This is a genomic window from Hydrogenophaga sp. (genome assembly GCF_014773545.1).
In the GTDB taxonomy this organism is placed as follows: domain Bacteria; phylum Pseudomonadota; class Gammaproteobacteria; order Burkholderiales; family Burkholderiaceae_C; genus Hydrogenophaga.
On the sequence record NZ_SDDV01000002.1, the window covers coordinates 27,000 to 39,746 of the forward strand.

Consider the following 12,747-nt stretch of genomic DNA (forward strand, 5'->3'; position numbering starts at 1 on the left):
ATGGCGGCCATGACCGCTGCCGCAACCCGCACCCCACAGCACAGCAGCGCGCTGGTGCTGTTTTCTGGTGGACAAGACTCCACCACCTGCCTGGCACACGCGCTGGCGCGTTACCCACGGGTGGAAACGCTGGCCTTTGATTACGGCCAGCGCCACCGCATCGAATTGCAGGCGCGGCTGGAGGTGCTGCGCGCGCTGCGCCAGCACTTTGCGGCCTGGTCGGCGCGACTGGGCCAAGACCATGTGCTCGACCTGGCCGTGCTGGGCACAATCAGCGAAACCTCGCTCACGCGCGAGACGGCGTTTCAGGTCGAAGCCAGCGGCCTGCCCAATACCTTTGTGCCCGGGCGCAACCTCTTGTTTCTCACCCTGGCCGCCGCGCTGGCTTACCGGCGCGGCATCCAGGTGATCGTCACCGGCGTGTGCGAAACCGATTATTCCGGCTACCCGGATTGCCGCGACGACAGCATGAAGGCCTTGCAAGTCGCCCTCACGCTCGGCATGGACCGGCGTTTTTTGATCGAAACGCCGCTGATGTGGATCGACAAGGCCGACACCTGGCGCCTGGCCGAGCAACTCGGCGACGCCAGCGGCGTGGCCGGCGGAGGCGCTGCACTGGTCGAGCTGATTCAAGAGCACAGCCACAGTTGCTACCTCGGTGAGCGCGGACAGCGCCATGCCTGGGGCTACGGCTGCGGCGCTTGCCCGGCCTGCGAGCTGCGCGCGCGCGGCTGGGCCGCTTATGCGGCGGGTGGCGCCGGCGCCTGAGGCCGACGCCGGGGTCGGGTGGCTTGCCGCCCTTATGCCGGCGGCTCGTTCGACACCCCGGCCACCACGTGGCCGGCGGGCACGTGCAACGCGGCCGCTTCGATGTGGCCGGTCTGGTCGTCGAAGAAAAAATCGGGCTCGAACTCGCGCAGAAATTCGCCCTTGGGCAAGCCGCCCAGAAACATCGCTTCGTCGACCTCGATGTCCCAGTTCATCAGCGTGCGGATCGCGCGTTCGTGCGCCGGCGCGCTGCGCGCCGTTACCAGCGCGGTGCGAATGCGCATCTGCGTCGTGCCCTCGTTTTGCAAACGATGCAGCGCGTGCAGCAGCGGCTTGAACGGCCCACCGGGCAGCGGCAGCGCGGCCTTGCTGGTTTCGTGCCGTTGAAAGGCCGACAGGCCCTCGGTCTGAAACACGCGCTCGGCCTCGTCGGAAAACAGCACCGCGTCGCCGTCAAAGGCAATGCGCACCTCGTGCGGGTGCGCGTCGCTGGCGTGTACCGACTGCGGGTAGACCTGCGCAGCCGGCACGTCGGCAGCGAGCGCGGCGCGCACGTCGGCCAGGTGGGTGGACAAAAACAGGTTGGCGCGCAGCGGGCGCAGGTAGCGCCAGGGCGGGCGCCCGCGCGTGAAGCTGCCGCGCTGGATCGGCAAGCCGTAGTGCTGCGCCGAGCGAAATACCCGCATGCCAGAGACCGGGTCGTTGCGCGACAGAATCACCACCTCGACCCGCTGCGCGTGCGCGTCGTTGAAAGCCAGCAGCTTCTTCACCAGCGAAAACGCCACCCCCGGGCGAGCCGGCTGCTCCAGCCGCTGCAGTTGCAGTTGCATGTAGGCGCGGTCGTCGCTGCGCTCGAAGACGCGGTTTTCCTCCTCGAAGTCGAACAGCGCGCGCGACGAAATCGCCACCACCAGTTGACCGTCTAGCGTGGCAGCCATTCAAGTCGTGAGTTGATTGAGCTGAATGATCGGCAGCAGCACCGCCAGCACGATCAGCATCACCACCGCGCCCATGGCCACGATCAGCAGCGGCTCCAGAATGGTGGCCAGGTGCATGGCGCGGCGCTGCACCTCGGCGCTCAGTTGCGCGGCCGCGCGGCCCAGCATGGCCGGCAGTTGGCCGGTTTGTTCGCCCAGGCGCGCGAACATGCTGACCAGCGGCGGAAAACGCTTCTTGCTCGCCAGGGCCGAAGCCAGCGGCGCGCCTTCGCGCACCAGCACCAGCGCGTCCAGCGCGTCGGCGCGCATGGCCTGGTTGCTCAGGGTTTCGGCGGCGGTCTGCAGCGCGCGCAGGATCGGCACACCGGCCGCGGCCAGCATGGCCAGCGTGGCCGCAAAACGCGCCGCGTTGTAGCCGCGCGCCAGCCGGCCCACCAGCGGCAGGCGCAGCCAGGCGGCGTCCATCGTCAGGCGCAGCGCTGCGTTGCGCCGCGCCAGCACCAGCGCGCCGCTGCCCAGCGCCAGCAGCCCCAGCAGCAGCCAGCCGTGGCTGCGCACGAAGCTGCTCAGGCCCAGCATCAGTTGCGTCAGCAGCGGCAGCGCGCGTTCGCTGCCGGCGAACACGGCGGCCACCTGCGGCACCACGTAGCTGACCAGGAACACCACGATCACGATGGCGACCAGGGTGACGATGGCCGGGTACAGGGAGGCGCCAATGAGTTTGTTCTTCAGCGCCTCGCGTTCTTCCAGGTCGTCGGCCAGGCGCTCGAGCACCACACCGAGCTGGCCGCTCTGTTCGCCGGCGGCGATGACGGCGGTGTAGATCGGCGCGAACTCGCTCGGGTGTGTGCTCAGGGCGCGGGCAAACGGCGCGCCGGCGTTCACCTCCGAGCGCAGCGAGGCCACCAGGCGCTGCTGCTTTTCGTCTTCGGCCTCGTCGGCCAGGGCCGAGAGCGCACGCTCCAGCGGCAAGCCCGCAGCCACCAGGCCGGCGAGCTGGCGCGTCCACACCGCCAGGCCGGTGGCGTTGAACACCCGGCCACCCCAGAGCGTGATGTTGAGCCCGCTGGCGCCGCCCGCACCCGGCGCGTTCACTGCCGGCTCCAGCGCAATCGGCACCAGCGCGCGCGCGCGCAACTGGCTGCGCGCGGCCTTGGCGGTGTCGGCGTCGATCAGGCCTTTGTGCGTGGCGCCCTGCGCGTCCAGGGCTTCGAAGGAATAGGCGGGCATGGCGCGATGGTAGTGGATGGGCCAGGGCCCCGTTCGGGCGCGGTTCGTGGTGCTTGTGTTGTAGCCACCCGACAGCACCAGGGTCTGCGCGCTGGCCCGCTGCCCTCACGCACGCTTGACAAGCTTGCCCCCCCCCGACAATTGCCAAGGTTTTGTGACAAACCATGCTTTTTATTTCTTTCTTCAAACCATGCAAGGAGTGTTTTTCATGCTGTTTCACGAGAACAAGACGATGCGCCGCTGGGCCCATCTGTTGGGTGCCTGCGCCCTGGTCGCCACCCTGAGCGCCTGCGGGGGTGGTGGCGGTGATGCTCCGCCCGCAGCGCCCGCTCAGCCCGCAGTGGCAGCGCCCGCCACAAACCCCTCCACCGGCTTCACACAAACCGGCAACCTGAACTACCTGGTGACATCCGCCGATGGCAGCACCCGCACTGTGGCCGCCACCGTGGTTGCCAACGCCCCCCAGGGCACGCTGACGCTGCATGCGGACACGGCCAACCCCTTCCCCATTTCCACCACCAACAACTGGGCCAGCGTGACCTGGCCCGCCGGGTTCGCTGGTGCGCTGCGGGCCCAGGGCAATGCGATCCTGGTCTGCGCTACGGCCACTAACGCGAGTCAGGTGGGCGTGTCGCACAACATGACCCTGGTGCCCAACCCGGTGGCTGCTCTGAGTGGCGTTACCGTTCGAATTTCCGAGTGTTACCGTGGGAGAGTTAAATCCACTGATTTCATCAGGTTCAACGAAAATGGTACGGCCACATTCAACCCCGGTACGATCAACTCAGAGACCATGCCTGCAGCAATGGTCAACGCCTTATTCAGCCCCGAGGGTTTGGCCGAAGCAGACGGCAGCAGCTCCAAAGCGGGTCTGTATTCCATCGTGATCGATGGCCGGACCCAGTTCCACCTGGTGAGAAGCGGTCGCGATAATTTAGGGGACGGCACGTTCTTCAATTCTGTGATGCTGGCTTCTTCGGTGAACTGATCAGCCGCAGCCGCAGCCTTGCGGCCGCACAAAAAAACCCGCCTCGGCGGGTTTTTTTGCGTTCGCAGGCGGGGGCGCGTGGCGCGCCTTGCCGTTCGCTCTGCTGCTCATCGGTGCACCTCGCGGCGGTTGCCGATGCTGACAACAAGGATGCGCAAAGCGCCGTCCTCGATGCTCGTGATAACCCGGCAATCCCCCACGCGGTAGTTCCAGAAAACCCCCAGGCGCGAACCCTTGAGGGCTTCGCCAATGCTGCGGGGGTCGTCCAGTGCGCAAACACGTTCATGCAGGAACGCCAGGATGCGGCGGGCATGTTGCGGATCCAGTTCATCCAGGTTCTTGCGCGCCAGGCTCGACAGTTCAACCTGCCATGCCATGGCGTTTCATCACTTCTTCCAGCGGCACGGTTTCGGACTTTCCCGCGCGCATCGCTTCAAGCTCACGCTCTGCCAGGTACAAATCTTCGAGGTCGTCGAGGTGTTCACAAATCGCCTCGGTGATGTAAAAGCTTTTGCTGCGCCCGGTCATCGCGGCCAGGTGCTTCAACCTGGCTTCCACGTCGACAGGCAGCCGGATCGAGAGGGCCATGGCACTATTTCCTGAGGTTGATGTGATACGGGTATCGCGCAAGCCAAAAGGAGCGCAAGCCCGTTTGTCTGATTAACCCACGGGTTTGAACGCCTTTATTGATCCGGCCCGGTGAAGTATCAACCGTTCGCCCTGAGCCCGTCCTTCGACCCTTCGACCAGCTCAGGACAGGCCAGGCTCAGGCCGAACGGTACTCAAGACTTCGCCAGGCCGGATCAATAGGCATCAATCCCGCGTCACGCTCATCACCTCTTGCACCGAGGTGACGCCCGCGTCGATCAGGTGCTGCCCGTCTTCGCGCATCGAGCGCAGGCCGGCCGCTTGCGCCGCCACGAGGAGCTCGCTCTCGGCCGCGCGGTTGTGGATCAGGGCGCGGATCTTGTCGTCGGTCACCAGCAGTTCGTAAATGCCGGTGCGGCCCTTGTAGCCGGTCTGGTTGCAGTGCGCGCAGCCCACCGGGTGCCAGTGGCCGCGTTCGTCTTGGCGGCGGCAGTGCAGGCAGAGCTTGCGCACCAGGCGCTGTGCCAGCACGCCGAGCAGGCTCGATGAGAGCAAAAACGGCTCCACGCCCATGTCGGTCAGGCGGGTTACGGCGCTGGGCGCGTCGTTGGTGTGCAGCGTGGCCAGCACCAGGTGGCCGGTGAGCGAGGCCTGGATGGCGATCTGCGCGGTCTCGAAGTCGCGGATCTCGCCGATCATGATCACGTCCGGGTCTTGCCGCAGGATGGCGCGCAGCGCCTTGGCGAAGTCGAGGTCGATCTTGGCGTTGACCTGGGTCTGGCCCACGCCGGGCAGCTCGTACTCGATCGGGTCTTCCACCGTCATGATGTTGAGCGTGGCGGCGTCCAGCCGCTGCAGACCGGCGTAGAGCGTGGTGGTTTTGCCCGAGCCGGTGGGGCCGGTCACCAGGATGATGCCGTGCGGCTGCGTCAGCAGGTGTTTGAAGCGGCTCAGCACGTCGCCCTGCATGCCCACGGCTTCCAGGTTGAGCTTGCTCTCGCTTTTGTCGAGCAGGCGCAGCACGGCGCGCTCGCCGTGCGCGCTGGGCAGGGTGGAGACGCGCACGTCGACCGCGCGGGTGCCGATGCGCAGGCTGATGCGGCCGTCCTGCGGCAGGCGTTTCTCGGAAATGTCGAGCTCGGCCATGATTTTCAGGCGCGAGATCAGCGCGGCGTGCAGCGCGCGGTTGGGCTGCACCACCTCGCGCAGCGTGCCGTCGACGCGAAAGCGCACGCTGGAATGGCGCTCGTAGGGTTCGATGTGGATGTCGCTGGCGCCGTCGCGCGCGGCCTGCGTGAGCAAGGCGTTGAGCATGCGGATGATGGGCGCGTCGTCGGCGGCCTCCAGCAAGTCTTCGATGGCCGGCAGCTCCTGCATCATGCGGCTGAGGTCGGCGTCGCTCTGCACTTCGCTAACCACCGCGGCCGCACTCGACTCGCCCTGCGCGTAGGCGGTGCTGATGCGCTGGGCCAGGGCGTCGGCGGGCTCCCATTGCAGCTCAAGCACCTCGTGGCAGCGCATCAGCTCAGACAGCGCCGACAGGCGGCGCGTTTGTTCGGCAGCGTCGGCCGCCGGCGTGCTGCTGCCCAGCAGGGTCAGGGCCTGCCCGTCGTCTTGCAGCAGCCAGAGATGTTCGCGCGCGAACGCGTAGGGCAGGGGGTATCTCACGATGGGCTGGCCGTTCAAGGCGTGGGCGCAGGCGCCGGTTGGGCTGGTGCGGGCACGGGCGGTGGCAGCACGGGCGCGGCGTCTATGCCATGCAGGCGGCTGGGCTGCGGCTGCGCGTCTTGTTGCAGCGCGCGCATGATGTCGTAGCGGTCCAGCGTCAGGCTGCTGGTGGCGCGGCTGTCGCGCAGCACCACTGGGCGCAAGAACACCATGAGGTTGGTTTTGTTGTGGTTGCGGTTTTCGCTTCTGAACAGGCTGCCCAGCAGCGGCAGGTCGCCCAGGCCGGGCACTTTGTCTTGCTGGCCCTGGAATTCGTCTTGCAGCAAGCCGCCGAGCACGACGATGGCGCCGTCGTCGACCAGCACCGTCGTTTCGATGACGCGCTTGTTGGTGATCGGTCCGTCCGGCGATGTCGCCTGCACGCTGCTGACTTCCTGGAACACGGTCATTTTGATGCTGCCGTTTTCGCTGATCTGCGGCCGCACGCGCAGCGTCAGACCGACGTCTTTGCGCTCTATGGTCTGAAACGGGCTGACGGCGCCGTCGCGGGCGCCGGGATGGGTGAACTGGCCGGTGATGAAGGGCACGTTCTGGCCGATCACGATGCGCGCTTCTTCGTTGTCCAGCGTGAGCAGGTTGGGGGTGGACAAGATGTTGGCCTGGCCGCTTTGCTGCAAAAAGCGCGCCAGCACGCCCAGCACCGGGCCGTCGTTGTTGCTGCGGGCGATGCCGATGTTGAGGCCTGGCGGCGGCAGCGTCGGGGTGGCGCCGGCCTGCAGCGCCAGGTTGAAGATGTTGGCCCCGCCGGCGCCAAAGTTGGTCCCGAGCAGGCCGATCAGATTGCCGTCTTTGCCGCCCAACTGCCATTGCAGGCCGATCTCGGCCGCTTTGTCGGCGTTGACCTCGACGATCAGGCTCTCCACGAAGACTTGGGCGCGGCGCGAGTCAAGCTGATCGATGACGGCGCGCAGTTGGCGAAACTGCGGCTCGGGCGCGCTGATGATGAGCGCGTTGGTGGCCGGGTCGGCCTGAATCTGGCCGCCGGTGGAGGGCGCGGCGCTGGCGGTCAGCGGCGCCGTGGCCGGGCTGGCTGCGGCGGCCCCAGCACGCGCTATGCCGCCGCCCGGCGCTGGCGCGCCAGCACCCGCACCCGTATCGGCCGCCAGCGCGGCGCGCAGCGTGGCCGCCAGCGCCACCGCGTTGGCGTTTTTCAGGTAGACCACGTGGATGTTGCCGCTCATGTGTTCCGAGCTGGGCCGGTCCAGCCGCGCCACCAGTGAGCGCACCAGCGCCAGCCGCGCCGGGTTGGCCGCGCGCAGCACCAGGCTGTTGCTGCGCGGCTCGGCCAGCAAGGTGGTGCGAAACGATTGGTCGGCCGCAGCCGCTGCGCCGCCACCGGCGCCGGGTTCGATCAGGCGAACCAGCAGCGCCGCCAGGTCGCTGGCCACCGCGTATTGCAGCGCAATCACTTCCACGTCGGTGGCGCCGGCCACGTCGAGCGCGCTGATGATGCGCCCGAGGCGCTGCAGATTGCCGGCATAGTCGGTGATGACCAGCGAGTTGTTGCCGGGGTTGACGTTGATGGTGTTGTTGGGGCTGATCAGCGGACGCAGGATGGGCACCAGATGGTTGGCGGCCTCGTGGTTGAGGCGGAAAATCTGCGTCACGATTTGGTTTGACGGCGGCTGCGCGGCGCCGTCGTCGATTCGAACCACCTGGCCTTGCAGCTTGGCGTCGGCCTCGGGGACGATTTTGTACAGGCCAGCGGTCTCGACCAGGGCAAAACCTTGCAGCCGCAGCGTGGCGGCGAACAGGTTGAGCGCGGCCGCGGGCGAGACCGGCCGCTCGGTCAAGAGGTTGATGTTGCCCTGGACGCGCGGGTCGACCACCACGTTGCGCCCGCTGATGGTGGCCATGGTGCGCGCCACGGCCTCGATGTTGGCGCCGACGAAGTTGAGCAGCACCGGTTCGCCGCTGCGGCTCTGGGCCCAGGCCATCTGTACCGGTGCAAGGGCAAAGGCCAGCGCAGCGCCCAGGGTCAGCGCCACTGCGCGGTGGCGGGGGAGTTTCCAATTCATAGGTCGTGCTTTCCCAGTGTGAGTGCGGTGGCAGGCGCTGTCGTCAGCCGATGGTCAGGACCGAGCGCGCACCTTCGCGCCGTCCCATGATGTTGAGCAGGTTTTCCAACGCGGCCTGTCGGCCCGGGGCGGCCTGCGCGGCGCCGGTAAAACGCAGCCGGCCGCCGACCCATTGGCCCGAGCCTTGCAGGTCCAGCTCGCCGCGCAAGGTGTGCAGCGCCAGCGTGGCGGTGTGGCCGTCGGCGGCGGCGCGCAAGTCCAGCCGGTAGCTGCCGAGCGGGCGCAGGGTGGACAGGCGCGAACTCAGGTCGATTGCCTGCAGCGCCAGCGCGCCTTGCAACTGGGGCCGGCCCTGGTCCCAGCGCAGCGTCAAGCCATCGGTTTGCAGTGTCAGCCAGCCCTCGATGCGCAAGGTGTTCCAGGGCGTGCCCAGGCCGCTGAGCAGTTCGGCCGGCCAGCGGCTGCTGGTGGCGCCCAGGCGCAGTTCGACGCCGCCCCAGTGCGGCCGCAGGCTCAAGTCCATCGGCGTGTGGGTGCAGCAGGGTGCGTGCAGACGCAGCCCCAGCGCAGGCGTGCGCGCCAGCCAGCGTGGCCTGAGTTGCCAGCGCAGGCCTTGTGGCAGCGCGGTCTGGCTGCGGCTGGCCGCGCCGCCGGTGAGCAGCAAGTCGGCCTGGCCAGACCAGACCGTGCCGCGCGCGTTGACCAATTGCACCTGATTGGCGCTGGCGCTGCTCAGGGCCAGCGCCAGCCAGCGCGCCGGTGCAAACAGCAGCAGCGCCAGCAACAGGCCCAGCGTGGCGCCGAGCCAGGCGGCACGCCGGGGCAATAAGCAGGTTTGCATTCGGGTCAGTCAGCACCGCGCAGGCCGGGGCCGCTCAGCACCAGGGTGCCGCTCCAGGCGGGCGGCTCGCCGCTGCGGCTGAGCTGGGCTTGCAGCGGCAGCAGCCGGGCGTTGACGCGCACCTGCAGCAGCCATTCGGCCAGTGCCTGGGGCGAGGCGTTGGTCAGCGTCACGCTGGCGCGCTCGCCCAGCACGCTGAGCTGGGCGCTCGCGCCCAGCGCTGCGCTGGCTTGTTCGAGTGCTTGCAGCACGGCGTTGCGGTCTGGCGCTTGCAGCGGCGGCTGCGCGCGCAGGGCGGCGGCAGCGGCGGCCATGGTGCTCATCTGGCTGAGCTGGACGTCGAGCCGGGCGTGGCGCTCGGGTGCTGCGCGCAGCGTGCTCAGGGCGGGCGCGAGTGCCAGCCACCACAGCAGGGCCAGGCCCAGCAGCGCGGCGGCTGCGAGTACGGCGCGCCGCTCGCGCGGGGCCAGTCGGGTCAGTGCTGCTGTCAGCGCTGTGCGCAGGTCAGAGAAGGATGTGCTGTCAGACATGGGCTGTATTCACCAGTGCCCCGGGTGGGCTGGGCTGGGGGGGGTGGGTGGGAAAGATTCGCTTCTCGCAGCCGCTCAAGGTGGGGGTGGCTGATCGGGACGCAACAAGAGTTGCTGACCGTCGAGGCGGGCGTCCCAGCCGTTTTGTTGCAGCGTGGCCACGAGCGCGTCCAATGCTGGCGCATGGGCTTGCCAGCCGCCAAAACGGCCTACGCCATTTTCGTAGTCTATGGTGCTGGGCGGCGTCAGCTCAACCGGCATGGCCCGCGCCAGCGCGCTTAGCAGGGTTTCGAGGTCGTCTGCCGCCAGGTGGCCGCCGGCTTGTTGCAGCCGGGCCAGTTCGCGCTGCATTTGCAGCGGCGCGTCTAGCACCAGCGTGACGTGGGGAAAGCTGTCTTGCAGCGTTTGTTGCAGTGCCTGCTGCTTGGCTTGCAAGCTGGCGCGCTCGGTCCAGGCGGCGGCGTTGAGTCCGACCAGTTGCAGCGCCAGCAGTGTGGCCAGGCCCCAGCGCGCGGGCCGCCAGGCCACTGCGTTGCGCCAGTGCCGCAGGTTTTGGCGCAACCGCTGGCCGCGCCGCGCCGCGGCCGAAAGGCTGAAGTTGAATTGCGCCAGGTTCCAGTCGGACTGGGCGCATTGCAGCAGCCGGGCATGGCGTGTGAGCAGCTCGAAGCGCTGCGGCAGCAGTTGTTCGGCCAGCTCCGCTTGCGCCGGGTCGGCCAGCCAGCGGGCTGGGCCGGGGTCGGCCGCACGCGCTGTGGCCACGCTGGGCGCGCGCAGTGGCGTGCAGCTCACGCCCAGCGGGCTGGCGCTGGCCAGCCAGGCGGTGGCGTCGGCGCTGTGCGCCCAGTGCAGGCTGGGGGGGTCGGCGTCTGGTTTGAGCGGCCAGATCGACGGGACGATGCGTGTGACTGGCCGCCCGGCGGCTTCCAGGGCCTGCAGCCAGCCGCGCAACCAGTCGCTGCGGCAGGCCGCCACCCACACCGGCTGGCCACTTTTGGCGCCCGTTTCGAGTGCAAAGTGCAGTTCGCCGCAGTCTTGCAGCAGGCGGTCTTCGAGCGCGCCTTCGAGCAGTGCGCGCAGCTTGGCCTGGGCCACCTTGGGCAGATGCAGGCGGTGCCAGGACAGTGCACGCGGCGGCAGCACCAGCACCACCTCGTCGTCGCGCGGCAGCAAAGCGGCGGCGCATTGGCCGTGTTCGTGTACCTGCCGGGCGTCGTTCGAGCGCGCCCAGTCGAGCACGGCGCCAGACACGGGTGCGTTGCTCAGGCAGAAGTCAGGTGGGGCGACAATCAGCACGCTTGGGGCTCTTGGGGTGGTGGTGGCGGCAGGCGCCGCTTGGCTGGCATTTTATTGAACCCGCGTGACGCCGCTGCAAACCCGCTGCTGGCTGCCTCGCGCCAGGGTTTGGGCCAGTCACGAACCAGCCAGCCGTTCGCGCCAGAGCACCCGCACTTGCAGGCCGTCGCGCCGCACCAGCGAGCGTTCTTCGATCACCGTATCGTCCAGCCGCAGGCGGCCGCGCACTTCAAAGTACTGGCTGCGTGTGCCGTGCAGTGGGTCGGAAAAGGGCGGCGGCTGGGTGCCCAGCAGCCGGTTGGCGTCGGCCACGCTCAGGAACGGTTCGCGTGCGCGCGCTTGTATCAGGCGCTGCGCCTGCGCCTGCTCCAGGCCAGGTGCGCTGGCCATGAGCGCCGTTGCGCTGGCGGTGTTGAGGTTGAGGCGGGTGGGCTCGGGCAGCAGCGTCACGTGCGCTTGCAGCGCGGCCAGGCTGGTCGCGCTGATGCCCAGCCAGCTCAGGTGCGCCAGTTTTCCGGGCGCCAGGGCATCGGGTCCGGGCACCAGGTCTTGCAGGCCGCGCTGGGTGCTGCGCTGCAGTTCGGCCACTGCGGCGTCGAGTTCGGTCTGCGGCAGATCGAGCTGCTCGTACAGCCGCGTAAAGGCTTGCAGATCGAGGGCGGAAATGGTGACCTTGGCGGCGGCGCCGCTGCCGCTGACGCGCACCAGGTTCAGGAAGTTCAGGCGCGCTTGCTGGTCGCTGATTTCACCCGACAAAAAGGCTTGCAGGGTGTCATCGCTGCGCGCGCTGCGGTCGGCGGCCAGAAAGCTCGACAAGCGGGCTTCTTCCAGCGGCATGGCCCAGGGCTCGCCCAGGTGGTCGGCGTTGCCGCGCTGGTTGCCGCGTGCGTCTTCGATCAGGATCAGGCGCGCCCAGTCGAGCGCGCCGATCAGAACCCAGCCGGCCTGGGCGCGCTGGCGGTCGGCGGCTTCGATTTCGCCCGCGCGCCACTGCTGCCATTGGGCGGCGCTGGCCAAGGTGGCGACCAGCGTGAGCACCAGCATGGCCAGCAGCAGGGCGGCGCCGCGCTGGCGCGTGGAGGGCGTCGTCATGGCGCAGCTCCCAGCGTCGGACGTACCCAGTCGCGCACCAGCGAGCCGCTCAGGCGCTGGCCAGCGGGCAGCTCGAGCAACAGCCGCACGCCGTCGGGCGGCGCGGCCGGTCGCTGGCCAGGGCGGCGGACGTCGGTCGCTGCTGTGCCGGGGTCCAGGCCGACCGCCGACAGCGGGTGGGTCCAACTGTCGCCCCGGTGGTAAAACAACTGCCACTGCAGCAGGCCGATCAGCGCCACGCTGCTGTCGCCACCGCTCGGGGCCGGCACCGCTGCGCCGGCCTGGCTCCAGTGCGCGGCGCGCTGCCAGGCGTGGGCGAGTTGCTCGCGCTGGCGTATCGGCTCGGACTGCCAGCGCACCCATTGGCCAGCGTGGCCGGCCCGCGCGCCGCGCTGGCGCCAGGCGACCACGCGCAGGCCGGGACTGTGCAGGGCGGATTCGCTGCTGTCGCGGCGCGTCAGGCGCAGCAATTGGCCGTCGAAGTCGAGTGCTTGCACCTCGCCGGTTTCAATCAGCGCGTCCAGGTCGGCCGCCCACTGTCCCAGGGCCGCTTGCAGCCGCAGCAGGTCGTTGGCGTGCTGTTCGGTCTGTTGCTGGCTGCGTACCATGCCGTCGATCGAGCGCCAGCTCAGCAAGGCCAGCAGCGACATCAGCACCAGTGCCACCAACAACTCGATCAGTGTGAAGCCCAGGGCGGCTTTGGTGGTGGGGCGCGTTGGCATGGCAATCG

Annotated in this window: 13 protein-coding genes; 2 read left to right on the top strand and 11 right to left on the bottom strand. The window is 68.5% G+C overall.

Translation table 11 applies throughout. The features are described 5' to 3' along the window. Positions 1-9 precede the first annotated feature (9 nt). Positions 10-768 carry a 7-cyano-7-deazaguanine synthase QueC gene (gene queC, locus EST26_RS01725; RefSeq protein WP_291064889.1) on the top strand — a complete coding sequence of 253 codons (759 nt, stop codon included), beginning with the start codon at positions 10-12 and terminating at the stop codon, positions 766-768. Between the two features lie 32 nt (positions 769-800). Here the strand turns inward: queC and EST26_RS01730 are convergent, their stop codons facing one another. Next, positions 801-1,706: a 5'-nucleotidase gene (locus EST26_RS01730; RefSeq protein ID WP_291064891.1), complete on the bottom strand. Its 906-nt coding sequence runs from the start codon at positions 1,704-1,706 to the stop codon at positions 801-803. Continuing rightward, positions 1,707-2,936 (bottom strand): type II secretion system inner membrane protein GspF, encoded by a 1,230-nt coding sequence (gene gspF, locus EST26_RS01735; RefSeq protein WP_291064892.1) that lies wholly within the window; start codon positions 2,934-2,936, stop codon positions 1,707-1,709. A gap of 208 nt (positions 2,937-3,144) precedes the next feature. Here gspF and EST26_RS01740 point away from each other — a divergent pair, with 208 nt between their 5' ends. Further along, complete coding sequence (locus tag EST26_RS01740; RefSeq protein WP_291064894.1) at positions 3,145-3,924, top strand: hypothetical protein; 780 nt, start codon at positions 3,145-3,147, stop codon at positions 3,922-3,924. A 107-nt stretch (positions 3,925-4,031) separates the two neighbouring features. Here EST26_RS01740 and EST26_RS01745 read toward each other — a convergent pair whose 3' ends face one another. The 9 genes from EST26_RS01745 to EST26_RS01785 all read right to left on the bottom strand — a co-directional run bounded on the left by EST26_RS01745 (position 4,032) and on the right by EST26_RS01785 (position 12,739). Further along, entirely contained in the window at positions 4,032-4,301 is a 270-nt protein-coding gene (locus tag EST26_RS01745) for a type II toxin-antitoxin system RelE/ParE family toxin (RefSeq protein WP_291064896.1), read from the bottom strand. Continuing rightward, positions 4,285-4,512, bottom strand: coding sequence for a DUF6290 family protein (locus EST26_RS01750; protein WP_291064898.1), 228 nt, complete (start codon positions 4,510-4,512; stop codon positions 4,285-4,287). The genes EST26_RS01745 and EST26_RS01750 overlap by 17 nt, the downstream gene beginning before the upstream one ends. Positions 4,513-4,737: 225 nt before the next feature. Further along, a complete protein-coding gene (gspE, locus tag EST26_RS01755; RefSeq protein ID WP_291064899.1) occupies positions 4,738-6,180 on the bottom strand; it encodes a type II secretion system ATPase GspE in 1,443 nt (480 codons plus the stop codon). A 14-nt stretch (positions 6,181-6,194) separates the two neighbouring features. After that, positions 6,195-8,258 (bottom strand): type II secretion system secretin GspD, encoded by a 2,064-nt coding sequence (gene gspD / locus EST26_RS01760; protein ID WP_291064901.1) that lies wholly within the window; start codon positions 8,256-8,258, stop codon positions 6,195-6,197. 43 nt (positions 8,259-8,301) lie between these two features. Next, on the bottom strand, positions 8,302-9,099 hold the full coding sequence (gene gspN / locus EST26_RS01765) for a type II secretion system protein N (RefSeq protein WP_291064902.1): 798 nt from the start codon (positions 9,097-9,099) through the stop codon (positions 8,302-8,304). Positions 9,100-9,104: 5 nt separating this feature from the next. Next, positions 9,105-9,629, bottom strand: coding sequence for a type II secretion system protein GspM (gspM, locus tag EST26_RS01770; protein WP_291064903.1), 525 nt, complete (start codon positions 9,627-9,629; stop codon positions 9,105-9,107). 75 nt (positions 9,630-9,704) lie between these two features. Next, entirely contained in the window at positions 9,705-10,925 is a 1,221-nt protein-coding gene (gene gspL, locus EST26_RS01775; RefSeq protein WP_291064905.1) for a type II secretion system protein GspL, read from the bottom strand. A 117-nt stretch (positions 10,926-11,042) separates the two neighbouring features. Continuing rightward, positions 11,043-12,017, bottom strand: coding sequence for a type II secretion system minor pseudopilin GspK (gene gspK, locus EST26_RS01780; RefSeq protein ID WP_291064907.1), 975 nt, complete (start codon positions 12,015-12,017; stop codon positions 11,043-11,045). Continuing rightward, positions 12,014-12,739, bottom strand: coding sequence for a prepilin-type N-terminal cleavage/methylation domain-containing protein (locus EST26_RS01785; RefSeq protein WP_291064909.1), 726 nt, complete (start codon positions 12,737-12,739; stop codon positions 12,014-12,016). The genes gspK and EST26_RS01785 overlap by 4 nt, the downstream gene beginning before the upstream one ends. Between the last annotated feature and the right edge of the window lie 8 nt (positions 12,740-12,747).

Excerpts from the sequence above, each read along its gene's own strand:
- queC (WP_291064889.1), top strand. The coding sequence starts at position 10 with ATGACCGCTGCCGCAACCCGCACCCCACAGCACAGCAGCGCGCTGGTG.
- EST26_RS01730 (WP_291064891.1), bottom strand. The coding sequence starts at position 1,706 with ATGGCTGCCACGCTAGACGGTCAACTGGTGGTGGCGATTTCGTCGCGC.
- gspF (WP_291064892.1), bottom strand. The coding sequence starts at position 2,936 with ATGCCCGCCTATTCCTTCGAAGCCCTGGACGCGCAGGGCGCCACGCAC.
- EST26_RS01740 (WP_291064894.1), top strand. The coding sequence starts at position 3,145 with ATGCTGTTTCACGAGAACAAGACGATGCGCCGCTGGGCCCATCTGTTG.
- EST26_RS01745 (WP_291064896.1), bottom strand. The coding sequence starts at position 4,301 with ATGGCATGGCAGGTTGAACTGTCGAGCCTGGCGCGCAAGAACCTGGAT.
- EST26_RS01750 (WP_291064898.1), bottom strand. The coding sequence starts at position 4,512 with ATGGCCCTCTCGATCCGGCTGCCTGTCGACGTGGAAGCCAGGTTGAAG.
- gspD (WP_291064901.1), bottom strand. The coding sequence starts at position 8,258 with ATGAATTGGAAACTCCCCCGCCACCGCGCAGTGGCGCTGACCCTGGGC.
- gspN (WP_291064902.1), bottom strand. The coding sequence starts at position 9,099 with ATGCAAACCTGCTTATTGCCCCGGCGTGCCGCCTGGCTCGGCGCCACG.
- gspM (WP_291064903.1), bottom strand. The coding sequence starts at position 9,629 with ATGTCTGACAGCACATCCTTCTCTGACCTGCGCACAGCGCTGACAGCA.
- gspK (WP_291064907.1), bottom strand. The coding sequence starts at position 12,017 with ATGACGACGCCCTCCACGCGCCAGCGCGGCGCCGCCCTGCTGCTGGCC.
- EST26_RS01785 (WP_291064909.1), bottom strand. The coding sequence starts at position 12,739 with ATGCCAACGCGCCCCACCACCAAAGCCGCCCTGGGCTTCACACTGATC.